Genomic DNA, 24,892 nt, shown 5'->3' on the forward strand with positions numbered 1-24,892 from the left:
CATGCGAAGCGAACTCTATATCGACGGGACGTGGAAGCCGTCTTCCGACGGCAAGACCCTTGAGGTGATCAACCCGGCGACGGAAGAGGTGATCCACCATATCGCCGCCGCCACGGCCGAGGATGTCGATGCCGCCGTCAAGGCCGCCCGCCGGGCCTTCGACACGGACGGCTGGCCGCAGACCACCGGTGCAGAGCGCGCAAAATACCTGCGCGCCATCGCCGCCGGCATCCGCGCCCGGCAGGCCGAGATCGCCCGCCTCGAAGTCATCGACAACGGCAAGCCCTTCCCGGAAGCCGACTGGGATATCGCCGACGCTGCCGGCTGCTTCGACTTCTATGCCGGCCTCGCCGAGCAGCTCGACACCAATCCGGAAGAGCCCATTGCGCTTCCCGACGATCGATTTACGTCCAAGGCAGTGCGTGAGCCGATCGGTGTCGCCGGCGCCATTATCCCATGGAACTACCCGCTGCTGATGGCGTCATGGAAGGTTGCCCCGGCGCTCGCTGCCGGCTGCACCGTTGTGCTGAAGCCCGCCGAGATCACCTCGCTGACCGCGCTGGAACTCGCGGCCATCGCCGACGAGATCGGCCTGCCGCCCGGTGTGCTCAACATCGTCACCGGTGCGGGCTCCGTTACTGGACAGGCGATCATCGATCACAGCCAGGTCGACAAACTCGCCTTCACCGGCTCCGGCCCGGTCGGCTCGAAGATAATGGCCGCCGCTGCCCGCGACATCAAGCGCATAAGCCTGGAACTCGGCGGCAAGTCGCCCTTTGTCGTCTTCGATGACAGCGATATCGAAAAGGCCGTGGAATGGATCCTCTTCGGCATCTTCTGGAACCAGGGCCAGGTCTGCTCCGCCACCTCGCGCGTGCTGGTGCAGGAGGGCATCTACGACCGGCTGCTGGCGCGGTTGATCGAGGAGACGAACCGCATCCGCATCGGCAACGGCCTTGAGGACGGCGTGCTGCTCGGCCCGCTAGTCTCGAAGAAACAGTACGAACAGGTCGTCGCGGCCATCGAGGCGGCAAAGGCGACGGGTGCGACAATCGCCTGCGGCGGCACGCGGCCGGAGGGCTTCGACAAGGGCTACTACTTGCGCCCGGCCATTCTGACCGATGTGCCGCTCGACAGCGCCGCCTGGAGGGAAGAGATTTTCGGGCCGGTCGTCTGCCTGCGTCCCTTCACGTCGGAAGAGGAAGCCATCGCTCTCGCCAACGACAGCCGCTTCGGCCTCGCCGCCGCCGTCATGTCGGCGGACGATGCACGTGCCGAGCGCGTGGCGAAGGCCTTTCGCGCCGGTATCGTCTGGATCAACTGCTCGCAGCCGACCTTCACCGAAGCGCCCTGGGGCGGCTACAAGGAATCTGGCATCGGCCGCGAACTCGGCCGCTGGGGTCTCGACAACTATCTGGAGACCAAGCAGATCACGAAATATGTGAGCGAAGATCCCTGGGGCTGGTACATCAAGTAGGGGCCGGCGCCATGCACTTCGAAAACTCCCTCGACCTGCTGCTCGTCCACTGCCAGGGCGAGCTTGGCCACGTGCTGGTGGGCGGTGCACCGGATATCCCCGGTGAAACCATGCTCGACAAGATGAACCATATCAACACGGTGGACGACAGCCTCCGCCGCTTCGTCACCTTCGAGCCGCGCGCCCATGTTGCCCAGTCGGTGAACCTCATCGTTGCGCCGACGCGGGACGATGCGGATGCCGGCTTCATCGTGCTGCAGGCCGATCGGGCGCATCCGATGTCCGGCAGCAATTGCATCTGCGTTGTCACGGCCCTTATCGAAAGCGGCCGGATAGCGATGCGCGAGCCGGAGACCGTGGTCCGCCTCGATACGCCGGCCGGTCTCGTCGTGGCGCGTGCACGCTGCGAGGGCGGGCGCTGCCTTTCCGTCAGCCTCGACAACGTGCCGAATTTTGCCGAACTGCTGGACCACGACATCGACACCCCCTGGGGCCGCATCACGGTCGATATCGCCTTCGGCGGCGTCTATTATGCGCTGGTGGATGTCGGTCAGGTCGGTCTCGCCATCGCGCCGGACAACGCCCGGGCGCTCGCCGAAGCCGGTATCGAACTGAAGCGGGTTCTCGCCGATCAGGTCGAGGTGCGGCACCCGACGCTGACCGGTGTCAATGAGATTGCCTATGTCATGTTCCGCGACCGCGAGCCTGACGGCGCGATCCGCACCTGCACCACGCTCCAGCCAGGCCGTGTCGACCGCTCACCTTGCGGCACGGGAAGCTCCGCCAATCTCGCCGCGCTGTTTGCCCGCGGGGAGGTGTCGGTGGGCGATGCCCGCGTCTCCCGCTCCATCATCGGCGGAGAATTTCTGGCCGAGGCGATCGGCGAGACGGAGATCGGCGGGCGCCGCGCTGTGCTGCCGCGCATCACCGGCCGCGGCTATGTCTATGGCCGCTCGCACCTGCGTCTCGACCCCGACGATCCTTTCGCCGCCGGTTTCGCGCTATCGGATACGTGGGGGCCGCAGGTCGGCCTGTTGAGGTAGAACCATGGAAAAACCATTGCAGGGACAGACCGTCCTCGTCACCGGCGCATCGGGCGGCATCGGCGCCGCCATCGTCGACCGGCTGGCAGCGGAGGGCGCGCGGCCGATCATTCATTACGGGCGGGATAGGGCGGGTGCCGAGGCCCTCCTTTCCCGTATTGGCGGCAACGGCTTGCTGGTGCAGGCCGATCTTTCCGCGACTGACGGCCCGTTCGCGCTTTGGCGGGAAGCGTTCACTGCCGCCGGGCGTATCCATGGCCTCGTCAACAATGCCGGTATCCGCACGGAGATTTCCATCGACGCGTCGCCGGAGGACTGGAAAGCCGCGTGGCAAAGGGAGTTCCAGATCAATTTCTTCGCCGCCGCCGATCTCTGCAAGGAAGCCATCCGCCACTTCAAGGCATCCGGCGGCGGGCGCATCGTCAATATGGCGAGCCGTGCGGGACAGCGCGGCTATGCGGCCGACGCCATGCCCTATGGTGCGACCAAGGCGGCCTTGGTGAACCTCACGAAATCCATCGCCCGCAGTTTCGGCGGCGATGGCGTCACGGCGGTCGCCATCGCGCCCGGCTGGGTACACACCGATATGGCCGAAGACTTCATCGCCACGCACGGCAAGCAGGCAGCGGTCGCGGACATCCCCATCGGCGAGATGGCGTCGCCTGCCGAGGTGGCCGAACTCGTCGCCTTCGTACTGCGCCCCTCGCAGGCCTCGTTGAACGGCGCGACGCTCGACGTCAACGGCGGCAGCTACATCCGGTAATATCAGGAGGATTTTCCATGAAGCGTTTCGAGAACAGGGTCGCGGTCGTCACGGGTGCTGGCGGCGGCATCGGCTCGGCGATTGCCCGGCGGCTGGCCGCCGAGGGCGCGCTGGTGGTGGTGACGGATGTCAACAGCGAGGCCGCGGCGTCTGTGGTGCAGGGCATCGCGGATGACCATGGCCGAGCAGTGGCGATTGCGGCGGATATTGCCAAGAAGGACGCGTGCTTCCGCCTTATCGAAGAGGTTTTTGCGCTCGAAGGCCGGATCGACGTGCTGGTCAACAATGCCGGCATCAACCGGCGCGGCAATCTTCTTTCGCTGTCGGACGACGATTGGGCGGCGAGTTTCACCGTCAACCTGGATTCGATGTTCCACCTCTGCCGCGCCGTGCTTCCGCACATGATCGCGGCCGGCGGCGGCGCGATCGTCAACACCGCCTCGCAATGGGGCCTCTATCCTGCACCGAACCACATCGCCTACAACACGACCAAGGCGGCGGTCGCCGCCTTCACGCAGAATCTCGCCCGCGACTATGCGCCGGACAAGGTGCGCGTCAACGCCGTCTGCCCCGGCGAGATTCACACGCCGATGCTCGAGGCCGGCGTCAAACGCTCCGGCCGCACTATCGCCGATCTCGACAGGCTCGTTCCCTTCGGCCGCATCGGCAAGCCGGAAGAGGTCGCGGCCCTCGTCGCCTTCCTTGCGTCCGAGGAGGCCGCGTTCATGTGCGGCTCATTGGTGGAGATCACCGGGGCGCAGGCTGTCGCTTGAGGGATTAGCGCCATTGCGAGGGAACTAAACCGCAGCGATCGGTTTGTTAGCCGGAAGCCTGGCCATATCGAATATCGCCGCGTTGTCCTGGATTTCGCGCAGGCCCCTGTAAGAGGCGTGCCGCAGACTGCCGCTCCCGGTCCAGCCGCGAAATGCGATGTCTGCGATCAAAGTGGGCTGTGCAAAAACGAGATTCTCACCCGTGATCGGCACCACGGGTTTCCTCGTCTTGAGCCTGTCGAGCATCTGGCGGAGAGAGGCCGCCTCTTTCGCATCAAAGCCGGCGTCAACGGCACCGACAGGGACCCAGTCAAGGCCCTCTCGTCCGGCGAGAAGAAGACTGCCGATGCCTGATGGCGCCGATGGCGAATGTTCGTAACCGACGATGATGAAGCTTTCAGTCGCAAGGCATGTGATCTCGAGCCAGTCGCCGGTGCGGCCGGAGCGATAAGGGCGGTCGCGACGCTTGGCGATGATCCCCTCGAACCCCAGTTCGCAGGCCTGCGCCAGCAGCGCGCTGCCGTCGCCGGCCGCCTGTTCAGAAAGACGGATTGCCGTGCTGCGGTCTGCGGGAACAAGCGCCTCCAGAGCGTGCCGGCGGGCAGAGAGTTCCGTGTCCGTCAGATCATGGCCATCCAGATAGAGAAGATCGACGGCATAGAAGATTGCCTCGCTCGAAGCCCGTGTACCACCGCGCCCGCCGAGCGAGCGTTGCAATGCCTCAAAGTCCGGGCATCCGTCACTATCCAGCACGACGGCCTCCCCGTCGAGGATGGCGGAAAACGTGCCGAGGTCCCGGGCCGCCGCCACGATGGAAGGGAAGCGATGTGTCCAGTCGCCACCGTCGCTTGTGATCACCCTCACACCGCCCGGATCGATATGCACGGCGATCCGGCTGCCACCCCATTTGACTTCGTAGACCCAATCCGATCCGTGCGGTGGTGATGGTTTCGGGCGGGCAAGACAGGGCTTGATCCGGTCGGGCATGACGTCGAAGGGCAGGCTCGGCTGGTCCGGGTCGTGTTTTCGCAAGGGACGAGACTGGAGAGCGTCGCTGGACTCGTTGAGCAAGGGGACGGTCTGTCTGCGTTTGGATGTCATTCGTCGCCTCGCTCCCTGCATTCGCCACGAAGATCCTAGGCAGCACACTTATAGCCTTCATGACATGGTGTGCGGGAGGACATTCGACAATATCCCGGGGCGTTCTAAGCTTTCCCGGACCGCGAATTACAGCTTTTTGGCGGTTCCAAGCCAACGCGTGGCGGCGGCCTTCGGATTTGTCGTTGTCACGGGTTTTCCCCGTCGGCCTTGCCGGAAAACGCGCGTCGAACGATGCCGTGGCGCTGGAGTTTGTCATAGAAGGTCTTGCGCGGGATACCCAGCGCCGCGATCGTCTCCTGCACGTCGCCGCCATGGGCGGAGAGCGTATCCCGGATGATCTCCGCCTCAAGCCGCTCCAGCCGCTCCGGGAGTGTACCGGAGGTATCGAGCACCGGTACAGCGGGTGCGAGGGGCGTCGGCGCCAGGCCCAGCACGGTGCGCTCGGCGAAATGGGAGAGCTCGCGCACGTTTCCGGGCCAGTCGTGATCGGCAAGATGCCGCAGGACGCCGGCGGAAAGGAGCGGCGTTTCGCGCTGAAAACGTCTCGCCGCCCGCTCCGCGAAATAGCTGAAGAGAAGCGGAATATCCTCCCGGCGCTCGCGCAGCGGCGGGATGGAGAGCGAGATGACGTTCAGACGATAGTAGAGATCCTCGCGGAAAGTCGCGCGTTGTGCCGGGTCGGCAAGGTCGACCTTCGCAGCCGCGACGATGCGGATATCGACGGGTCGCACCTCGTTGGTGCCGAGCGGCGTGACCTCGCGCATTTCGAGCACGCGCAGCAGTTGGACCTGGGTCGAAAGCGGCATGCTTTCCAGTTCGTCGAGAAAGAGCGTGCCGCCGCTCGAATGTTCGATCCGGCCGATGCGCTTCTTCTGGGCGCCGGTGAAGGCGCCCGGCTCATGGCCGAACAACTCGCTTTCGATCACCTGTTCCGGCAGCGCGCCGCAATTGAGGGCGACAAAATGGCCCTTGGAGCGGCGGCTCCAGCCGTGCAGCAGACGGGCGACCACTTCCTTGCCGCTGCCCGTTTCGCCGGTCACCAGGACGTCGACATCCGTGTCGGCGATCTGGCGCAGTGTCTGGCGCAGGCGGTCCATCACCGGCGTCTGGCCGATCAGCGGAAAGTCGTCCTCGGCCTGCCGGGCTGCCTCCCTGAGACGACGATTTTCCAGGACGAGGCCACGTTTTTCGGCGGCACGGTGCACACACTGGATCAGCCGCTCGGCAGGGAAGGGTTTGGTGATGAAATCGTAGACGCCATCCTGGATGGCCTTGACGGCCGTCGGAATGTCGCCGTGGCCGGTGACGAGGATAACAGGAACTTCCGGGTCAAGCCCGCGGATGCGCTCGAACAGCTGAAGCCCGTCCATGCCGGGCATGCGAATATCGGAAACCACCACGCCGGCGAAAGTCCTGTCGATGCGGGTGAGCGCGTCGGTGGCCGCGCCGAAGGGCGTGACGTCGAAGCCGGCCAGCTCCAGCGTCTGGGCGGTCGCGTGCAAAAGCTGCCGGTCGTCGTCGATGAGAAGGACGGGTATGCTCATGGCAGAACCTTTCGCAGATGGACCCTGAAGCAGGCCCCGCCCGCATCCGTCTCGACCTCGAGCCGTCCGCCATAATCGGAGACGATATCCTTGGCGATGACGAGGCCGAGCCCAAGGCCCTTTTCCTTGGAGGTGTTGAAGGGCTCAAAGAGCGATCCCAGAATGGCCGACGAAATACCGGGTCCGTTGTCGGCTACCGAAATGGCGACGTCTCCATCGGTGACCGCGATGGAAACATCCACCCGCCCATCCGCCCTGTCCGCGACGGCTTCCAGCGCGTTCTGGAAGAGATTGATGAACACCTGTTCGAGCCTGAGCCGGTTGCCCAGGACGGCGAGATCCTGTGGCATGGGGGCAATGATCAGGCGTTCGAGGCGGCCGGTGAAGCGGCTGCGCAGCAGCATGATGGCGCCGTCGATGACCTCCTGCAGCACGACCGGTTCCTCACCGGAGCGACCCTTGCGGGCAAGCGCCTTCAGGTCCTCGGTGATCGTCGCGATGCGGTCCGTGAGGTCGGCAATGAGGCCGAGGTTTTCGAGCACCGGCTCGGGTCTGCTGCGGGCCAGAAAGACCTTGGAATTGTCGGCATAGGCGCGAATGGTGGCGAGCGGCTGGTTGATCTCATGCGCGACGCCGGCGGCGACCTGGCCGAGAATGGCCAGCCGGTTGGCCTGCACGAGATCCTGCTGCACGGATTGCAGTTTCGTTTCGGTTTCCCGATGCTCGGCGATTTCGACTTGCAGGCGGTCGCGGGCAAGGCTGAGGTCCATCGTGCGCTCGACCACGCGGCGCTCCAGTTCGTCGCGAGCCGCCTGGTCGCGAGCGGCGTTGGCAAGCGATGTCTGGCGGCGGCGCAGCCAGATCGCCGCCGCGATCGTGATCGCGCCGATGGCAATGAGGGCGAGAAGCTGCGCCTCCCGCATGCCGGTGGCGACCGTGCCGGCGACCGGTACGAGATATTCGAATTGCCACGGCGTCGAGACGACCGGCGCAGTGATGCGCAAATAGGTTTCCGCGCCGCCGCCCGGCTGCACGGCGCGAAGCAGGCCGTCCGCCGTCCGCTCGAAGGGCAGCGGCGTGAGCGGTGCTTCCCCGAATTGCAGGCTCTCGCGAATGGCGGCAAGGTTTTCCGCCGGCAACGGTTCGGTCGTCATGAAACGCCAGGAGGGTATGCTGGTGATCAGTACCACATGATCGGCATCGACGATGTAGGACGGGCGCTGCGTTTCGTGCCAGTCGCGCTCGAGCTGGTCGAACTCCATTTTGACGACGACGACGCCGAGCGGGGCTGCGGCCGGGCCGATCCGGTGCGAGATGTAGAGGCCGGGCCGTTTGCTGACCGAGCCGAGCGCAAAATGCTCGGCCGTGCCGTCCTTCATCGCACGCGAGAAATAGGCACGAAACGAATAGTCGTTGCCGACGAAACTCGTCGGCTCGCGCCAGTTGCTCGCTGAAATCGCGACACCCTTCGTGTCGATGACATAGATCACCGCAGCACTGGTGCCGGCCACCAGCTCTTCCAGCTTGCGATCGAGAAAGGCACGCCGGGCAGGATCGGGCCCGGCCAGAGCCTCGGTGACGTCCCGATCGCGTGACAGCAGGAAGGGGAGCGCGCGCGGGCGTTCCAGCACGGCGCGCAGAAGCGCGACCTTGAGACCGGCATCGGCGTGCCCCTGTTCCTCCAGCGCCGAAAGCGCGGCGGACCGGCCATAGATGCCGGCCGCATAGAGCGCTGCAATCGCGATCGAAAGGAGAGCAAGGGCGAAAACGATCCACTGCCGCCGTGCCGCGCGGGAAAGATCTGCCGCTGTGCGGGTCGGTGAGGGCGCCTCCATTTGTGATTTTGAGCATAAAGCCGCACGATACTCAATGTGCCCTGTGCGGAAATTCGCACAGGGCACGAGGATGCTTTCGCGCGTTGGAGAAATAATTAATTATTTACAATGACTTATCCAGCGCTTCGCAACTTGGCACGCCCCTTGCTGAACATGTTTCAGTTTCAGCAAGTCACCCCGGGAAGAGCCGGTTTCCGGTTGGGGTGCGAACGGAGGAAGCCATGCACATTTCGTCTGTCGACACGCAACCGCGTGCTCCCCTGCCATTCTACCGCCACCTCTATTTCCAGGTGATCGTCGCCATCGTCGCCGGCATGCTGGTCGGCCATTATTATCCGGAATTCGGTGCCAGCCTGAAACCGTTCGGCGATGCTTTCATCAAACTGGTCAAGATGATCATCGCACCGGTAATCTTCCTGACGGTCGCCACCGGTATTGCGGGCATGTCGGACCTGAAGAAGGTCGGCCGCGTCGCCGGCAAGGCGATGATCTACTTCCTCACCTTCTCAACGCTGGCGCTGGCCATCGGCATGCTGGTCGCCAATGTGGTGCAGCCGGGCGCCGGCATGCACATCGATCCCGCCTCGCTCGATGCCAATGCGGTGGCGACCTATACGAGCAAGGCGCATGAATCGACCATCACCGGCTTCCTGATGAACATCATCCCGCAGACCATCGTCGGTGCCTTCGCGGAGGGCGACATCCTGCAGGTGCTGTTCTTCTCGGTGCTGTTCGGCATCGCGCTCGGCATGGTCGGCGAACAGGGCAAGCCGGTCGTCGATTTCCTTCAGGCGCTGACGAGCCCGATCTTCCGGCTGGTCGCCATCCTGATGAAGGCGGCCCCGATCGGCGCCTTCGGCGCCATGGCTTTCACCATCGGCAAATACGGCATCGGCTCGGTCGCCAACCTCGCCTTCCTGATCGCCACCTTCTACATCACCTCGCTCCTCTTCGTCTTCGTGGTGCTGGGTGCCGTCGCCAGATACAATGGCTTCTCGATCCTGGCGCTCATCCGCTACATCAAGGAGGAGCTGCTGCTCGTTCTTGGCACCTCGTCGTCCGAAGCGGCACTGCCGGGCCTGATGCAGAAAATGGAAAAGGCCGGCTGCAAGCGCTCGGTCGTTGGCCTTGTCATTCCGACCGGCTATTCGTTCAACCTCGACGGCACCAACATCTACATGACGCTCGCAGCCCTCTTCATCGCACAGGCGGTCGATATTCCGCTGTCGTTCGGTGATCAGCTACTTCTGCTGCTCGTCGCCATGCTGAGTTCCAAGGGTGCCGCCGGCATCACCGGCGCCGGCTTCATCACGCTTGCCGCCACGCTCTCGGTCGTGCCCTCCGTGCCGGTTGCCGGCATGGCGCTGATCCTCGGCATCGATCGTTTCATGTCGGAATGCCGCGCTCTGACCAACTTTGTTGGCAATGCCGTCGCCACCATCGTCGTCGCCCGCTGGGAAAACGAACTGGATGAGGCGAAGCTGAAGGAAGTGCTGAGCGGCACCGCGCCGGAAACGCTGATCGGGGAAACCGCTCTCCAGCCGGCCGAGTGATCTTCCAAGAGTAACGGCATCAATTCGGAGGCGTCGCTCTTTCAGCGGCGCTTCTTTTTGTGTTTGCCCGCCAGCCGCTACGCCCGCCGTTAAGTTCTAGCTCTTTTGCGCGGCGAACATCGGTCCGCCCTTGTGGGCGGGAAAGCCGTAGCCGTTGATCATGACCAGATCGATATCCCCGGGCCGCGCGGCGATACCCTCGGAGAGCAGCGCTTTCCCTTCATCGACCATCGCCGTGAGGAGACGGTTCATGATCTCCATCGCCGTGAAAGCCCGCGGAACGATGTTTTTTTCCGCCCGCGCCGCTTCGATCACTGCCGTCACCGCGGGATCAATCGTGCGCTCGCCGTTCGGGTAGGCGTACCAGCCAAGCCCATTCTTGCGGCCGAGGCGACCAGCTTCGCAGAGCCTGTCGGCGATCTCGACATAACGCTCCGCAGGATCGCGAGTCGCGGCCAGCCGTTTTCGGCGCGCCCAGGCGATTTCGAGGCCGGCCATGTCATTGACGGCGAAAATGCCCATCGGAAAGCCATAGGCCTCGAGCGCAGAATCGATCTGGTGCGGCAGGGCGCCGTCCTCGAGCATGAACTCCGCTTCTCGGCGATAGGCGGAGAAGATGCGGTTGCCGATAAAGCCCTCGGTGACGCCGCAGACGATAGCAAGCTTGCCGAGGCGCTTGACGAAGTTGAGTGCGCTCGCCAGCACGTCGGGCGCGGTTTTCGCGCAATCGACGACCTCCACGAGCCGCATGACATTGGCGGGTGAGAAGAAGTGCAGGCCGACCACGCGGGACGGATCGGCCGTTGCGGCCGCAATCGTATCGGGATCGAGATAGCTCGTGTTGGTCGCCAAGATAGCATCGGGCGCGACGATGCTGTCGAGCCTGCGAAACAGGTCCGTCTTGACGGAGAGGTCATCGAAAACGGCTTCCACGACGAGATCGGCCATTGCAAGGTCCTTCGCCTCGGCAGTCGCTTCGAGCCGGGCAAGGCATGCCTCACGCCCCTCCGCCGTCAGGCGCCTGGATTGCACGGCCTTGGCGAGAATGCCGGCGATACGCTCACGCCCACTGGCCGCGGCCTCTGGAGTCTGCTCCAGCGCGATGACGTGGTAACCGCTGGTAAGCGCCGAGACCACAATACCGGAGCCCATCAGCCCCGTGCCGACCACCCCGACGGTTTCGATCCGCCGCGGCGACACATCGGCGAGCGTTTCGACCTTCCCGGCGGCGCGCTCGGCAAAGAAGACGTGTCGCAGGGCTGCCGATTCCTCGGAATCGCGCAAACGCAGGAATGTGGCGCGCTCCTCCGCCAAGCCCTGTTCAAGGTCGCAGTGGCCTGCCGCCTTCACGAGTCGAACAGCTTCGACAGGGGCGCACTGGCCGCGGCTTTTGGCAACGACCTTTGCCTCCGCCATATCGACAGCGGCGGCATCCACGGCGGGAACGGTGATCCTGCCGGTGCGGCGAAGCGGTCGCCCGGCATTTTCACGCGCGGCTGCAATGGCCGCCGTCAGGGGATCGGCAGCGATGGCATCGGCGAGGCCGAGCGCCACGGCTTCGTCCGCCTTTGCCGTCCGTCCCGTACAGATGAGGTCGATAGCGGCAATCGTGCCGATCAGGCGCGGCAGCCTTTGTGTCCCGCCGGCGCCCGGAACGATGCCGAGCTTTACCTCCGGCAGGCCGAACGCAGCGTTCTCGCCGGCAATGCGGCCGTGGCAGGCGAGCGCGACCTCGCAACCGCCGCCAAGGGCTGCACCGGCCACGGCGCAGACGACGGGTTTCTCGAAAGCTTCGATCTGGTCGATCACGTCAGGCAGCGAGGGCGCGACCGGGGGCTTGCCAAACTCCCGGATATCCGCCCCGCCAACGAAGATGCGGCCCGTGCCCGAAATGACAAACCCGACGATATCGCGAGCGCCGGCGGCATAGTCCAGTGCCGCGACCAGACCGGACCGGACATGCGCCGAGAGGGCATTGACGGGCGGGTTGTCGATGGCAACGACAAGAACGTCCCCGTCCAGCCGGGCAGAAACACTCTCTGAAAATCGCATCTCGGCCATTGCCGCAAGCCTCATTCGGGGATGACGGCCGTGGCCTGGATTTCGATCTTGGCGCGGTCCTCGACCAGCGCGACCACCTGCATCGCCGCCATGGCAGGATAGTGCCTGCCGATGGTCTCGCGGTAGGCCTGGCCGATGCCGCGCAGGTTGCCGAGATATTCCTGCTTGTCGGTAAAATACCAGGTCATCGTGGTGATGTGGTGGGGTTCGGCGCCGCCTGCCGCAAGCACGGCGACGACGTTCTTCAGCGTCTGGCGTACCTGTTCGACAAAATCGTCGGTCTCGAATTCGGAGCGTTCGTTCCAGCCGATCTGGCCGCCGACGAAAAACGTGCGGCCCGTCGCCGCCACGCCGTTGGAATAGCCGATGGGCTTCGCCCAGCCTTCAGGTTGCAGGATGGTGTGCATGGGGCGTCTCCAGATGAGATGTCAGTGCGGCGCGGATATCGTCCGGCCAGGCGAGCGAGGCGTGGGTATCGAGCGAGGTGGCGACGATGCGGTGTTTGGCGGTCCAGAGCACGATGCCCCTCGCCGATACCGTATGGTCCATGTCGAGTGACGAACGGCCGACGCCATGCACCGCGAGCGCGAAATCCAGCTCGTCGCCCTGAAAGCCCGGGCGACGGAAGGTGAGGTCGAGGCGCACCGTCGGCACGCCGATGCGCAACTCGTCATTCATTGCCTTCCAGGGAAAGCCGAGCGAGGCGAAGAAGTCCTCCAGCACACCGACGAGGATGTTGAGGTAGGACGGGAAGTAGGCGATCCCCGAGGGGTCGCAATCCCCGAACCGCAATGGTTTTTTGATCGTGAACACGGTGGCCTCCCCTCTATCGCGTCGAGGTTTTCACCAGCTCGCGGCCGATGATGAGCTTTTGAACTTCGGTCGCGCCCTCGTAGATGCGTAGCGCCCGGATCTCCCGGTAGAGACGTTCGGTGATCTCGCCGGAGCGCACGCCGCGGCCACCGAAAAGCTGGAGCGCCTGGTCGATGACCCATTGCGCATTTTCCGTCGCCGTCATCTTCGCCATCGCGGCTTCGCGTGTCGTCGGCAGCTTCTGCACGTCGCGCTTCCAGGCGGTGCGGCAAGTGAGGAGGGCGGCGGCGTCTATCGCGGTCGCCATCTCGCCGAGTGTGCTTTGCGCCGTCGGCAGATCGGCCAGCGTTGCGCCGAACATCTTTCGATTTTTGGCGTGCGACACCGCTTCGTCGAGCGCCCGCCGTGCGAAACCAGTTGCGGCCGCCGCGACGGACGGGCGAAAAATATCGAGTGTGCGCATGGCGATTTTGAAGCCTTCGCCCGGGCTTCCAAGAAGCTGCGTGGCCGGGATACGGCAATTGTCGAAACGGATGCGGGCGAGCGGATGTGGCGCGATCGTCTCGATCCGCTCGGCAATCGTGAAGCCTGGCGTATCGGCGAAGACGACGAAGGCGGAGATGCCGCGTGTACCAGGCGCCTCGCCAGTGCGGGCGAAGACCGTGTAGACGTCGGCGATGCCGCCGTTCGAGATCCAGGTCTTTTCGCCGTCGAGCACGAAATCGTCCCCGTCGCGCCGCGCCGCACAGGCCAGGGCGGCGACATCCGATCCGGCATCGGGCTCGGACAGCGCGAAGGCGGAAATCCATTCGCCGGCTGCGACCTTGGGCAGGACAAGCTCCTTCAACGCTTGCGAACCGGAAAGACTGATTGCGCCCGTGCCGAGCCCCTGCATGGCGAAGGCGAAATCGGCAAGGCCATCGGCATAGGCCAGCGTCTCGCGAACGAGACAAAGCGCCCGGCTGTCGATCTCCTCGCTCGCACCGCCGAAGGCTTTTGGCACGCAGGGACGGAGAAGGCCGGCGGCACCAAGGGCTGTGACCAGTTGCCGGCAGGCGGCATCGACATCGCCGTGATCGACCTCATCGAGGCCGCCGCGGGCAACGAAGCCGTCGAGATCCGCAGCAAGGGCGCGGTGGGTCTCGTCGAAGAACGGCCAATCGAGATGATCGCGGGTCGGCGCCTTGCGTTCGGAGTGCATCTTCAGTTCCCCTCGAAGACGGGCTTTGCCTTGGCGGCGAAGGCCTCGAAGGCACGGCGGAAATCGCCGGTCGCCATGCAGATCGCCTGGGCCTGTGCTTCTGCCTCGATCATCTGGTCGATGCCCATCGCCCATTCCTGGTCGAGCATCTTTTTCGTCATCGCATGGGCGAACCACGGACCATCGGCGATCGTGCGGGCAAACTTTTGCGCTTCGGCGAGCAGCGTGTCGCGCTCGTGCAGGGCATTGTAAAAACCCCAGGCATGGCCTTCCGCCGCCGTCATGACCCGGCCGGTGAAGAGCAACTCAGCGGCACGGCCCTGGCCGATGATGCGGGGGAGAATACCGCAGGCGCCCATATCCGCGCCGGCAAGCCCGACGCGGGTGAACAGGAACGCTGTCTTCGCCTCCGGTGTTGCGACACGGAAATCGGCGGCCATCGCCAGAATGGCGCCGGCACCGGCGCAGATGCCGTCCACGGCCGCGATGATCGGTTGCGAGCAGGCGCGCATCTGGCGCACCAGTTCGCCGGTCATGCGGGTGAAGTCGAGAAGATCCGGCATGGCCATGCGCGTCAGCGGCTCGATGATCTCGAACACATCCCCGCCGGAGGAGAAATTGGCCCCGGCACCGGTCAACACGACCGCGCGGATATCGCTGGCGCGCGAAAGCGAGCGAAAGAGATCGCCAAGCTCTTCATAGCTTTCGAAGGTCAGCGGGTTCTTCTTGTCCGGGCGGTTGAGCGTGATCGTGGCGACGCGGCCGTCGACATCCGTTTCGAACAGGAAGTGTTTTGCCTCATGACCCTTGAAGGGACGTTTCTTGGCCTGCATGGGGTTGGTCATGTCGTCTATCCTCACAGAACTTCGCCGCCAGCCACCGCGATGGCCTGGCCGGTGATCGCGGTCGCCTTTTCCGAGACGAGCCAGGAAACGGTGTGGGCCACCTCGGCGGGCGTCACCAGCCGGCCCTGCGGATTGGCGCGGGCGAGGCTGGCGCGGGCGTCCTCGCGCGATCGGCCTGTCTTCTCGCTGATCGTGTCGAGCGCGCCATCGATCAACGGCGTGTCGGTGAAACCGGGGCAAACGGCGTTGACGGTGACGTCGGTGCGCGCCAGTTCCAGTGCCAGCGCCCGCGTCAGGCCGATGACGCCATGTTTGGAGGCGCAATAGGCCGAGACATAGGCGTAGCCGGTGAGGCCAGCGGTGCTGGCGACATTGACGATCCGGCCATTTCCGGCCCGGCGCACAGAGGTGAGTGCGGCCTGCGTTACCAGAAAAACGCCCGTCAGGTTGATGGAGAGAACCCGTTGCCAGAGCGCCAGATCGGTTTTCTCGAAGGGCGCGGACGGCGCCTCGCCAGCGCAATTGACGAGCACCGCGATGTCGCCGGCTTCAGCGATCGCCGCCGCAATGCCGCGCTCGACGGCAGCGGCGTCGCTGACGTCGAAGCCATCCCGGACAAAGGCCTCTCCGCCTGACGCACGGATCTCATCGCGCACGGCTTCCAGGGGGGCTGCGCGCCGGCCTGCGAGGCTCAGGGCATGGCCGTCGGCCGCGAGTGCCAGCGCGATTGCCTTGCCGATGCCGCTGCCGGCACCTGTGACGATGGCGTGTCGTCTGCTCATGGCTTGCCCGCCGTTGTTGTCGCGCGGGCGAGGTTGCTGACATATTGCCCGCGGGCGGAATGGTACTGCTTTGGCCAGGGCTGGGCGTCATAGCCGATCTTCGCCGCCTCGTGCAGGACGAAGGACGGATCCGCCAGATGCGGACGGGCGACGGCGCAGAGGTCCGCGCGGCCGGCCGCGATGATCGAGTTAGCATGGTCGGCCTCTGAAATCGCCCCTACGGCAATGGTCGGGACCTGGATTTCGTTGCGGATCTTGTCGGAGAACGGCGTCTGGAACAAGCGGCCATAGACCGGCTTTTCCTCCTTCACCACCTGTCCGGAAGAGCAGTCGATCATGTCGGCACCGGCGTCCTTGAACATTTTAGCGAAGATCGCCGCATCCTCGGGCGTGTTGCCGCCCTCGTGCCAGTCGTTGGTCGACAGGCGCACAGAGATCGGCTTGTCCTCAGGCCAGACCTTGCGGATGGCGTGGAACACTTCGAGCGGGAAGCGGGCTCGCGCCGCATGGTCACCACCATACGCGTCGGTGCGCCGGTTGGTCAGCGGCGAGAGAAAACTCGACAGCAGGTAGCCGTGTGCTGCGTGCAGCTCGAGGATGTCGAAGCCGATGTCGCGGGCCCGTTCGGCGGCTTGCACGAAGTCCTGAATGATACGGTCCATGTCCGCCCGGGTCATTTCACGCGGCGTCTGCGACTGGGCGAGATAGGGCACGGCCGAGGCGGACACCAAAGGCCATTCGCCTTCGGAGAGCGGCTGGTCGATGCCCTCCCAGGCCAGTTTCGTTGCGCCCTTGCGTCCGGCATGGCCGAGCTGGATGCCGATCTTGGCCGGCGTCTGGTGGTGGACGAAATCGACGATGCGTTTGAAGGCCTGTTGCTGGTCGTCGTTCCACAGGCCGAGGCAGCCGGGCGTGATGCGGGCATCGGCCGTCACGCAGGTCATTTCCGGAAAGATGAGGGCGGCACCGCCCATGGCGCGGGCGCCGAGATGCACCAAGTGAAAATCGCCCGGCATGCCATCCGTCGCCGAATACATCGCCATCGGCGACACCACGATGCGGTTACGCAGCGTCAGGCCACGAAGCTTGAACGGCGTGAACATCGGCGGGGGCACCGCACCGTTTGCTGCCGGTTCCGCACCCGCCCGCTCGGCGAACCAGCGCTCGAAGCCTTCGAGCCACACCTTGTCGCGCAGGCGAAGATTTTCGTGGCTGATGCGCTGCGAGCGGGTCAGCATCGAATACATGAACTGCTCGGGCTCCAGCGTATCGGCATAGCGTGTGCCGACGACCTCGAACCATTCCATGGCGTTGCGCGCCGCATTCTGGATGCGGGCGACATCGACGCGGCGCACCTCCTCGTAAGCCGCAAGCACGGCTGGGATGTGGGCCTTGTCGTGGCCGAGGATGTCGAATTGCCGGGTCAGCTCGATTGCATCGTCGATGGCAAGCTTGGTGCCCGAGCCGATGGCGAAATGGGCGGTATGGGCGCTGTCGCCCATCAGCACGACATGGCTGTTGCCGTTGAAATGGCTCCACTTTTCGCAGATCAGCCGGCCGAAATTCAGCCAGGCGGAGCCGCGCTGATGCCGCGCATTGGTCATCAGCTTGTGACCGTCCAGCGTGCCGGAAAAGAGCTTTTCGCAGAATTCGATGGACTGCTGCTGGTCCATCTGGTCGAGGCCGTGCGCCCTGTAGACGTCGTCCGTCGTCTCGACGATGAAGGTCGAGGTCGTGTCGTCGAAGCGATAGATATGCGACTGGAACCAGCCGTGTTCGGTGCGCTGGAAATCGAAGGTGAAGGCGTCGAACAGCTTGTTGGTGCCGAGCCAGATGTAGCGGTTCGGCCGCACGACCATGTCGGGCTGGAAGACCTCGGCATATTTGTTGCGAAGGCGCGAATTGACGCCATCCGACGCGATGATGAGGTCCGCATCGGCGAACTCCGCATCACTTTCGACGTCGCGCTCGAACAGCAGCTCGACGCCGAGTTCCAGGCAGCGATCCTGCAGGATGTTAAGCATCTTCCGGCGGCCGATGCCGACGAAGCCGTGGCCGGTCGTGCGGATCTTGCGGCCCTTGAACACCAGTTCGATGTCGTCCCAATGGTTGAAGGAGACCTCTATCGCCTCAGCCGTCTCGGGGTCCCACTGGCGCATCGACTGCATTGTCGCATCGGAAAACACCACGCCCCAGCCGAACGTATCGAAGGCGCGATTGCGCTCGACGACGGTGATGTGATGTTCCGGGTGCTGGCGCTTCATGAGCAGCGCAAAATAGAGCCCGGCAGGCCCACCACCGATACAGACGATCCGCATGTCGTTCTCCTCCCGAGGTCCGGCTGCGCGTGTCGCTTTCAAGACGCTGTCGGGGCGCCTCGGACTGCGAGAAGCAAGGTGGACCCGTTCGAGAGAAATTTCAAGCTTAAAATTGTTTTGGGCGAGCACGCACCTTTGACGGACGCGCCGCGTGGGAACGTTTCGCTTCAAAGGACGTCAGAAAAGGCGAAAAGGGCGTTTCAGGCGCCCTTGGCAAGCGAAGCCATGATGGAGCGCTTGAGCTTGGCAAGCTCGTCCATCAGCAGGCTGCCATCGTCTGGTGCGAGACCGGCAAAGAGGTCGGAGATCCAGTCGGCATGCCGGGCCGCCATCTTCTCGAATTCACCGCGGCCGAAGGGGGTGAGCGCAATGATCTGCACGCGCCGGTCGGTCGGGAGCGTCGTGCGGCTGAGATGCCCGCTCTCGGTCAGCCGCTCCACCAGAACCGTGATGTTGCCCGGCGAGACCATCATACGCTTGGAGACCTCACCGAGCACCATGCCATCCGGTGCGCGCTCAAGCTGGGCCATCAGGTCGAAGCGCGGCAGGGTCGAGTCGAATTCTTCCCTGAGCCGCCGCCGCACCTCGCTCTCGACCAGCGTCGAACACGTCAACAGCCGCAACCAGAGCCGCAGCTCGGCCCGGTGATCGTGCGGAGCCTCAAGGACCTTGGTTTCGCCATCCAGCCAGTCCGGCGCGATGTCGAACGTGTCGTCACCCGTCATTGCAAACGCCCGCTTTCTATACCGTCACCTTGTCTTCTAGAGATGTTTCCAGCGCTTGGACAGGCCGGACGTCGCGCCGTCATTTTGACGGCTGCGCCTGCAATGCGGGTAGAGAACCGCTGCCGTCCTCCGATTGCGCATAGACATTGACCGTAAAGCCGATGTGATCGGCCATCAGCGCCCGCGCGTGGTTGATGTTCCGGTCGAGCGCGGCCTCCATGAGTTCGGTGTGGTGCTCGATCGCCATGGCGTCACGCAGCGCGGCAACCGCCTCCTCATATCCCTCGCTCCTGCCCTCCGCGGCTCGCATTGCCGGGGCAAGGCTGAGGAACCGGTGGTGCCGGCGGAGCTGGTCGGAAATTGTCGCCTGGAAGCGCAGGAGCCAGTTGGACCGTGCCGCGCTGATCAGCGCGGCATGGAAGGCGGCGTGCCTCTCGTCCCACTCGTCAATTTCGCCTTCGGTAGCGCTTTCGACGACGAGTTTGCAGCGCGACAGCCGGTAATGCGCGGTGACGACCGCCGACTCCCATTCACTGCCGCCATTCTCGATCGCTTCCAGGAGAAGCGGGACCTCGACGACGAGACGGGCTCGGGTGAGATCCTCCAATTCCTCGCGCGAGACCGGCGCTACGGCAAAACCGCGATTGCTGATCGCCGTGACGAGCCCTTCTGCCTCCAGCCGCGACAGGGCCTCCCGGAGCGGCGTCCAGCCGATCTCATAGCGATCGCGCAGCGCGCTCAGCTTCATCGGCGCACCGGGCCTCAGCCGCGTCGCGAGAATGTCGCGCCGCAGAAGCCGGTAGGCGGATTCGGTTTTGGTCGATTGCTCCTGATCTTGCATCAAGTTCCCTTAACGCCTGCACCCAATGGACACAAATATATATAATCATGCGCCAATTTCAAAACTATATATATTTGTTTGACAAGAAAGCGTCCCGCCGCCATGATCCCTGCAAGCCGCTGAGGAACGGCGGCCGCTTGTCGTATCTGGGAGGATTTCATGAGCAGCCTGAAAAAGAATTGGATTTCCGGATTGTTGGTCGCTGGCGCTCTCGCATGGGGCGCAGGGGTAGCGGCCGCCGAGCCGATCCGTATCGGCATCGCCAACTTCGGCGAACACCCGCAGCTTGCCGCATCGATCGCCGGCTTCAAGAAGGCTCTGGCGGAAAACGGCTTCGTCGAGGGAACCGACGTCGTCTACAGCGAGAGCCACACCAATTTCGACGCATCGCTGGTGCCGCAGATGATCGCCAAGCTCCAGGCCGAACAGCCGAAGCTGATCTATACGATCACCACGCCCGTTTCGCAGATCGCCAAGAAGGCGCTCGCCGGCTCCGGCATTCCGGTCGTCTTCTCCGCCGTCACCGATCCGGTGGCCGCCAAGCTGGTGCCCTCCTGGAAGGCCGGTGATGAGGGCATGACCGGGGCGACGGACCTTCAGGACGTCGCCGCCGTGATGGAATTCACCCACAAGCTTCTGCCGAACGCCAAGCGCTTTGGCGTGCCCTACAATCCGGGCGAGGCGAACGACGCGGCGCTGCTTGAAAAGATCAAGGAAGCGGCACCAGCGGCCGGCTTCGAGGTGGTGGATGTCGGCGTCGACAATGTCAACGACATCCAGCAGCGCATCGCGTCCTTCGCGGGCAAGGCCGACGTGATCTATACGCCGGCCTCCAACCTGCTCCAGCCGGCAATCGCCGCCGTTTCGGCCGCCGCACGCCAGGCGCAGATCCCGATCGTCAACTCCGACGACGGTGCGGTGCGCGACGGTGTCGTTCCGGCGAGCTTTGCCGTGAACTACGAGCAGGTCGGCCTTGCCGCCGGCCGGATCGCCGCGGAAATCCTCAAGGGCAAGGACCCGAAGTCCATCGCCCCGTGGCGCCCGGCCTATGAGGACCACAAGCCGCTGATCTCGAAGAAGACGCTCGCCGCCTTCGGTCTCGAAGTGCCGGCCTCGCTCGCCGATTGTGGTTGCCTGATCGACTGATCTGCGAACCGGTGGCGGCGCGACAAGCGCCGTCACCCAACAATAAAGGGGGGAAGCCAATGCTGGAAATCCGGTCAGCCCGCAAGGTATTCTACAAGGGACAGGCAGATGAGAAGACCGCGCTGAACGATCTCTCTCTGCGGCTTGAAACAGGTGAATTCGGCGTCGTCATCGGATCGAATGGCGCCGGCAAGAGCAGCATGCTCAATGCCATTTCCGGAGCACTCGTCCTCGATACCGGCAAGGTCCTCATCAACGGCGACGACGTGACGGCCATGCCCGTGCACAAACGCGCGATCAGGCTCGCACGCGTGTTCCAGGATCCGATGAAGGGCACCGCGGCCTCGATGACGGTGGCGGAAAACATGCTGCTGGCCGATCTCCGGAGCAACAAGCGGACACTCCGACGCGGCCTCAATCCGGCACGGCTGGCTTCCTACAAGGAGCGCCTGTCGCTGCTCGGCCTCGGGCTTGAAAACCGTCTCGATACGCGGGTGGAACTGCTTTCGGGCGGCCAGCGGCAATCGCTGTCGCTGATTATGGCTGTCGGCGGTTCACCGGAACTGCTGCTGCTCGACGAGCACACCGCGGCGCTCGATCCGCGCACCGCCGACATCGTCATGCAGGCGACCATCCGAGCCGTCGAGGCCCTGAAGCTGACGACGCTGATGGTGACGCACAACATGCAGCACGCCGTGGATTTCGGCCACCGGGTCATCATGCTCGATGCCGGCCGCGTGCGCCTCGAAATCGCCGGCGGGGAGAAAACCGCGATCACTGTCCCGGACCTGATCGGCCATTTCTCCGTCAAAACCGACCGCATGTTTCTGGCGAGCTGACGACCATGGATTTTCTTCAAAACACCGTCGCGAGCTTCATCGCACTCGTTCCCGTCACACTGGCGCAGAGCCTCATCCTCGCCTTCGTCGTGCTCGGCATCATGATCCCCTTCCGCATGCTGAGCTTTCCGGACCTGACCAGCGAAGGCGCGTTCCCGCTTGGCGGCTGCGTCTGCGGCGTACTCATGGCGGCCGGCATGTCACCGCTCCCGGCGATCCTGATTGCGCTCATTGCCGGCTTCGTCGCCGGCTGCTGTACGGCTTTCATCCACCTGCGCTTCCGGATCCACACGCTGCTCGCCGGCATCCTGATGATGACGATGCTCTATTCGATCAACCTGCGCATCATGGGCCGCTCGAACCTCTCGGTCTTCGGCTCGACGACGGTATTCGACTGGCTGCCCTTCCTGCAGCCCGGTTTTCCGGCAAGCAAGATCGTCATGGCCGGCGCATTCGGCCTCCTCGTCTTCGTGTTGTTGCTGTATTTCTTCCGCACCGAGAAGGGCACGGCGGTTCGTGCCGTCGGGGCCAATCCCGATATGGCCGAGGCGCAGGGCATCAATGTCTGGCTGGCGACGATCGGCGGCGTCGGACTTGCTGGCGCCTTCTCGGCGGCCGGCGGCGCGCTGATGGTGCAGTCGCAGGGTTTTGCCGACGTCAATATGGGTCTCGGCATCCTGATCAACGGGCTAGCCGCCCTGATGATCGGCGAGGCGATCGTCGGCAAGAGTAGCGTGCCGCGCCAGCTCGCCGCCCCCTTTGTCGGTGCCATCGTCTACTACCAACTTGTCTCCTTCTGCCTCGCCGCCGGCATGCCGCCGCCGGACCTGAAGCTGGCGACGGGCCTGTTCGTTCTGGCCATGCTGGCCCTGCCGAGCCTCAAGCGCAGCCGCGGGCCGGCACCCGCCCGCGAAACCGTTCGCGAATAATCCAAGGACCATCCGATGACTGCACTTCCCGATTTCACTCAGATCGAGGCCATGGATGCGGCCGATGGGCTGCGTTCCATGCGTGAACGCTTCATCCTGCCGCCGGGCCTCGTCTATCTCGACGGAAATTCGCTGGGCGTCGCCTCGCATGCCGCCTTCGCCGAGCTGCAGAAGGCGGCGACGGAAGAATGGGGGCAGGACCTCATCCGTAGCTGGAACACGGCCGGCTGGTTCGACATGCCACTGACGCTTGGCGATCGCGTCGGGCGGCTGATTGGCGCCGCCGCCGGCCAGACGGTCGTCTGCGACACGACGTCGATCAACATCTACAAGGCCCTGCACGCCGCGATGGCGCTTCGGCCGGACCGCTCGGTCATCGTCAGCGAAGGTGGCAGCTTTCCGACCGATATCTACATGGCCGAGGGCGTGGTTTCGACCCGTCCGGGCGCTTCGCTGCGTCTCGAAGGCGTGGATGCGCCTGATATCGAGGATCTGATCGACGGCAGCGTCGCCGTGGTTCTCGTCAACCACGTCAACTACAAGTCCGGCGAGTTGCGGGACATGGCGGCGCTGACGCAGAAGGCCCATGAGAACGGCGCGCTCATCATCTGGGACCTCTGCCACACGGCGGGCGCCCTGCCGGTCGATCTCGACGGTGCGAATGTCGATTTCGCCGTCGGCTGCACCTACAAATACCTGAATGGCGGCCCCGGAGCGCCGGCCTTCATCTACGCCGCCGAACGGCACCACGGGAACATCCGCCAGCCGCTCAGCGGCTGGTGGGGCCATGCGCGCCCGTTCGCCTTCGAAACGCACTATGCGGCTGGCGAAGGCATCCGCCGTTTCCTCTGCGGCACGCAGCCGATCCTGTCGCTTCGCGCATTAAAGGGCGCACTCGACATCTGGGACGAGGTCGACATGGCCGCGCTGCGCGAAAAGAGCCTCGGCCTCACCGATCTCTTCATTGCGCTCGTCGAAGAAAAATGCGCCGGCCATGGGCTCGAACTGGAAAGCCCACGCGACCGCGCAAAACGCGGCAGCCAGGTGTCGTTCAGCCATTCGAACGCCTATGAGATCATGCAGGCACTGATTGCCCGTGGCGTGATCGGCGATTTTCGTGCCCCCTCGACCCTGCGCTTCGGCTTCACGCCGCTCTATGTCAGCTATGCGGACGTGTGGCAGGCCGTCGTGATCCTCGAAGATATTTTGCGCACCGGCACATGGCAGGATGCACGCTTTGCCGTCCGGGCCGCCGTGACCTGATTTTGCGACTGCGGGCGGTCTCCGCCCGCAGTTTCTCAACAGAGGATATCGGGAGGCCTTTCGTCATGACCGAACCACACCGCCCGACCCTCGACGAGATCGCCGAGGCGCGTTTGCGCCTCGCGCCGCACCTGGCCCGCACGCCGCTCGTCAGGCTCGACCTCGGCTTCCCGGACCGAACAATCTTCCTGAAGCTGGAAACCTTGTCGCCGATCGGCGCCTTCAAGCTCCGGCCGGCTTTGAATGCCCTGTTGTCGCGTGATCGCTCGGCGCTCAGCAAAGGCGTCGCGGTCACCAGTTCCGGCAATATGGCTTATGGCATGGCCTGGGCCGCACGCCGCGCCGGCGTGCCGATGGTGGCCTACATGTATCGCGGGGCGCCGCAGACCAAGATCGACGGTGTGCGGAGCCTCGGCGGCGAGGTGCGCTTTGTCAGCGCGCAAACCTGGTGGGACTACATTGTCGGTGCGGACCGGCCGGCTGCGCCGGAATTGCTGATCAACCCGGTGACCGACCAGGCAGTGTTGGCCGGCAATGGCTCGATCGGCGTGGAAATCGTCGAGGACCTGCCTGGCGTCGATGTGGTGCTCACGCCATATGGCGGCGGCAGCATGACCACCGGGGTCGCCAGCGCGGTCAAGGCCGTGTCCCGGCGGGTGCGCGTCTTTGCGGTCGAGGACGACAGCGCCGACCCGGTTGGCGCCGCGCTTGCAGCCGGCAAAATCGTCACGGTGGAAACCCGTCCGTCCTTCATCAAGAGTATCGGCGGTCCGTCGCTGGTCCCGCAGCTCTGGCCCGTCGCACGCGAGCTGATCGACGGCGCCATTGCCATCAGTCCCGCCGAGGTGGCCGATGCGATGCGGCTATTGTTCAGGAAGGCCAAGGTCGTCGCCGAAGGCGCGGGCGCAGCTTCGCTCGCCGCCGCGATCGCGCGGCCCGATCTGACGGGCAACATCGTCTGCGTCATCTCCGGCGGCAATATCGATGCGGAGGCCTATTCCGTGGTGCTCGGCGGCGGCATTCCGGCCGCCTGAGCAAGC

22 protein-coding genes are annotated in these 24,892 nt (G+C 64.4%); 10 read left to right on the forward strand and 12 right to left on the reverse strand.

Translation table 11 applies throughout. The features are described 5' to 3' along the window. The first annotated feature begins 1 nt into the window (after position 1). From ACT6VE_RS26075 to ACT6VE_RS26090, 4 genes are read left to right on the forward strand one after another with little or no spacing between them, the layout of a single operon-like run. Entirely contained in the window at positions 2-1,477 is a 1,476-nt protein-coding gene (locus tag ACT6VE_RS26075; RefSeq protein WP_444801243.1) for an aldehyde dehydrogenase family protein, read from the forward strand. A gap of 11 nt (positions 1,478-1,488) precedes the next feature. Further along, the gene (locus tag ACT6VE_RS26080; protein ID WP_444801244.1) at positions 1,489-2,520 is read left to right on the forward strand and encodes a proline racemase family protein; all 1,032 of its coding nucleotides are present in this window, start codon (positions 1,489-1,491) and stop codon (positions 2,518-2,520) included. Between the two features lie 4 nt (positions 2,521-2,524). Next, positions 2,525-3,283 (forward strand): SDR family NAD(P)-dependent oxidoreductase, encoded by a 759-nt coding sequence (locus ACT6VE_RS26085; protein ID WP_444801245.1) that lies wholly within the window; start codon positions 2,525-2,527, stop codon positions 3,281-3,283. A 17-nt stretch (positions 3,284-3,300) separates the two neighbouring features. After that, the gene (locus tag ACT6VE_RS26090) at positions 3,301-4,056 is read left to right on the forward strand and encodes an SDR family NAD(P)-dependent oxidoreductase (protein WP_444801246.1); all 756 of its coding nucleotides are present in this window, start codon (positions 3,301-3,303) and stop codon (positions 4,054-4,056) included. Positions 4,057-4,080: 24 nt separating this feature from the next. Here ACT6VE_RS26090 and ligD read toward each other — a convergent pair whose 3' ends face one another. The 3 genes from ligD to ACT6VE_RS26105 all read right to left on the reverse strand — a co-directional run bounded on the left by ligD (position 4,081) and on the right by ACT6VE_RS26105 (position 8,536). Continuing rightward, entirely contained in the window at positions 4,081-5,157 is a 1,077-nt protein-coding gene (gene ligD / locus ACT6VE_RS26095) for a non-homologous end-joining DNA ligase (protein WP_444801247.1), read from the reverse strand. Positions 5,158-5,342: 185 nt separating this feature from the next. Continuing rightward, on the reverse strand, positions 5,343-6,701 hold the full coding sequence (locus ACT6VE_RS26100; protein WP_444801248.1) for a sigma-54-dependent transcriptional regulator: 1,359 nt from the start codon (positions 6,699-6,701) through the stop codon (positions 5,343-5,345). Then, on the reverse strand, positions 6,698-8,536 hold the full coding sequence (locus tag ACT6VE_RS26105) for a sensor histidine kinase (protein WP_444801249.1): 1,839 nt from the start codon (positions 8,534-8,536) through the stop codon (positions 6,698-6,700). Before ACT6VE_RS26105 ends, ACT6VE_RS26100 begins: the two co-directional genes overlap by 4 nt. A gap of 221 nt (positions 8,537-8,757) precedes the next feature. Here ACT6VE_RS26105 and ACT6VE_RS26110 point away from each other — a divergent pair, with 221 nt between their 5' ends. Then, the gene (locus ACT6VE_RS26110; protein WP_069062151.1) at positions 8,758-10,089 is read left to right on the forward strand and encodes a dicarboxylate/amino acid:cation symporter; all 1,332 of its coding nucleotides are present in this window, start codon (positions 8,758-8,760) and stop codon (positions 10,087-10,089) included. A 96-nt stretch (positions 10,090-10,185) separates the two neighbouring features. Here ACT6VE_RS26110 and ACT6VE_RS26115 read toward each other — a convergent pair whose 3' ends face one another. The 9 genes from ACT6VE_RS26115 to ACT6VE_RS26155 form a co-directional block, all read right to left on the reverse strand. Continuing rightward, on the reverse strand, positions 10,186-12,150 hold the full coding sequence (locus tag ACT6VE_RS26115) for a 3-hydroxyacyl-CoA dehydrogenase NAD-binding domain-containing protein (protein ID WP_444801250.1): 1,965 nt from the start codon (positions 12,148-12,150) through the stop codon (positions 10,186-10,188). An 11-nt stretch (positions 12,151-12,161) separates the two neighbouring features. After that, positions 12,162-12,557: a RidA family protein gene (locus ACT6VE_RS26120; protein ID WP_444801251.1), complete on the reverse strand. Its 396-nt coding sequence runs from the start codon at positions 12,555-12,557 to the stop codon at positions 12,162-12,164. Then, entirely contained in the window at positions 12,535-12,963 is a 429-nt protein-coding gene (locus ACT6VE_RS26125; RefSeq protein WP_069062148.1) for an acyl-CoA thioesterase, read from the reverse strand. The genes ACT6VE_RS26120 and ACT6VE_RS26125 overlap by 23 nt, the downstream gene beginning before the upstream one ends. 13 nt (positions 12,964-12,976) lie before the next feature. Beyond that, positions 12,977-14,164 (reverse strand): acyl-CoA dehydrogenase family protein, encoded by a 1,188-nt coding sequence (locus tag ACT6VE_RS26130; protein WP_444801252.1) that lies wholly within the window; start codon positions 14,162-14,164, stop codon positions 12,977-12,979. Positions 14,165-14,166: 2 nt separating this feature from the next. Next, the gene (locus ACT6VE_RS26135; RefSeq protein ID WP_444801253.1) at positions 14,167-15,009 is read right to left on the reverse strand and encodes an enoyl-CoA hydratase family protein; all 843 of its coding nucleotides are present in this window, start codon (positions 15,007-15,009) and stop codon (positions 14,167-14,169) included. 11 nt (positions 15,010-15,020) lie between these two features. Continuing rightward, the gene (locus ACT6VE_RS26140) at positions 15,021-15,791 is read right to left on the reverse strand and encodes an SDR family NAD(P)-dependent oxidoreductase (protein WP_444801254.1); all 771 of its coding nucleotides are present in this window, start codon (positions 15,789-15,791) and stop codon (positions 15,021-15,023) included. Continuing rightward, complete coding sequence (locus tag ACT6VE_RS26145; protein WP_444801255.1) at positions 15,788-18,109, reverse strand: bifunctional salicylyl-CoA 5-hydroxylase/oxidoreductase; 2,322 nt, start codon at positions 18,107-18,109, stop codon at positions 15,788-15,790. The genes ACT6VE_RS26140 and ACT6VE_RS26145 overlap by 4 nt, the downstream gene beginning before the upstream one ends. Positions 18,110-18,309: 200 nt before the next feature. Beyond that, positions 18,310-18,834: a MarR family winged helix-turn-helix transcriptional regulator gene (locus ACT6VE_RS26150; protein WP_444801256.1), complete on the reverse strand. Its 525-nt coding sequence runs from the start codon at positions 18,832-18,834 to the stop codon at positions 18,310-18,312. A gap of 79 nt (positions 18,835-18,913) precedes the next feature. Continuing rightward, on the reverse strand, positions 18,914-19,675 hold the full coding sequence (locus tag ACT6VE_RS26155) for a GntR family transcriptional regulator (protein ID WP_444801257.1): 762 nt from the start codon (positions 19,673-19,675) through the stop codon (positions 18,914-18,916). Between the two features lie 159 nt (positions 19,676-19,834). On the opposite strand from ACT6VE_RS26155, the gene ACT6VE_RS26160 reads away from it, so the two are divergent. The 5 genes from ACT6VE_RS26160 (at position 19,835) to ACT6VE_RS26180 (ending at position 24,886) form a co-directional block, all read left to right on the forward strand. Continuing rightward, entirely contained in the window at positions 19,835-20,821 is a 987-nt protein-coding gene (locus ACT6VE_RS26160; protein ID WP_444801258.1) for an ABC transporter substrate-binding protein, read from the forward strand. A gap of 59 nt (positions 20,822-20,880) precedes the next feature. Beyond that, positions 20,881-21,660 carry an ABC transporter ATP-binding protein gene (locus ACT6VE_RS26165; RefSeq protein WP_069062140.1) on the forward strand — a complete coding sequence of 260 codons (780 nt, stop codon included), beginning with the start codon at positions 20,881-20,883 and terminating at the stop codon, positions 21,658-21,660. A gap of 5 nt (positions 21,661-21,665) precedes the next feature. Next, a complete protein-coding gene (locus tag ACT6VE_RS26170) occupies positions 21,666-22,589 on the forward strand; it encodes an ABC transporter permease (protein ID WP_444801259.1) in 924 nt (307 codons plus the stop codon). A 15-nt stretch (positions 22,590-22,604) separates the two neighbouring features. Beyond that, the gene (kynU, locus tag ACT6VE_RS26175) at positions 22,605-23,852 is read left to right on the forward strand and encodes a kynureninase (protein ID WP_444801260.1); all 1,248 of its coding nucleotides are present in this window, start codon (positions 22,605-22,607) and stop codon (positions 23,850-23,852) included. A 65-nt stretch (positions 23,853-23,917) separates the two neighbouring features. Continuing rightward, a complete protein-coding gene (locus ACT6VE_RS26180; protein ID WP_444801261.1) occupies positions 23,918-24,886 on the forward strand; it encodes a threonine ammonia-lyase in 969 nt (322 codons plus the stop codon). Positions 24,887-24,892: the final 6 nt, after the last annotated feature.

It is taken from the genome of Shinella sp. (genome assembly GCF_052438155.1).
Lineage (GTDB): Bacteria > Pseudomonadota > Alphaproteobacteria > Rhizobiales > Rhizobiaceae > Shinella.